This is a genomic window from Streptomyces katrae (assembly GCF_000966975.1).
Classification (GTDB): domain Bacteria; phylum Actinomycetota; class Actinomycetes; order Streptomycetales; family Streptomycetaceae; genus Streptomyces; species Streptomyces katrae.
In genome coordinates this window covers 1-687 of the sequence record NZ_JZWV01001358.1, presented here as the reverse complement: position 1 = coordinate 687, position 687 = coordinate 1, and the positions used below count along the sequence as shown (strand labels likewise).

At 80.3% G+C, this 687-nt stretch carries 1 pseudogene; it reads left to right on the top strand.

What is annotated here, in order from left to right:
* Positions 1-628 (top strand): annotated as a pseudogene (locus VR44_RS45670) (hypothetical protein); the annotation flags it as partial.
* Between the last annotated feature and the right edge of the window lie 59 nt (positions 629-687).

The following is a 687-nucleotide window of genomic DNA, read 5'->3' as shown; positions in this document are numbered from 1 at the left end:
TACCGAGAAGCTCGCCAAGCCCGCCGCGGCCGCCGCCGCACGGGCCGGGCAGGCGGGCGCCCCCGCGCCCGGGTCCGAGGCCGTCACCCAGGTCAACCCGGTGATCCGCCGGGCCCAGCTGCCGCCCCCGGAGACCCCGAAGAACCTGGCGGCGCTGTTCGGCAGCGCCTTCCCGCCGCCGGCGCCTGCGCCTGCCCGGGCGCTCGGCACGGTCATCGGCCTCGCGCTGGCCTCGGACGGACAGCAGGACCCCCAGGTCCCCTCGGTGTCGTCGAGCCCCTCGGCGCAGGTGTCCCCGCACGTCCCGCAGGTGCCCGGCACCGGCGGCGGCGACCCGGAGACCGACGCGGCCCCGCCGGCCGCCCCCGGGCAGTCGGCCGGCCCCAAGCCGAGTCAGAGCGGGGCCGCCTCCGCCACCCCGACGCCGTCGGGAACGACCGCCCCGCAGCCGCCGGCGACGTCGCCCGCTCCCGAGCCGCCGACGAGCCCGCCGGCCCCGAGCCCGTCCACGTCGGTCAGCTCTTCCCCGCCCCCGAGCCCGTCGGTGTCCCCGTCGGACCCGTCCCCGTCGAAACCGTCGACCCCCTCCACTCCGGTCGTCCCCCAGTCCCCGACGGCCACGGGCTGACGCGTCCGGGGCCCGGGGCCCTGCGGGGCCTGCCCCTCCCCACCCTTCGCCCGTTCCCC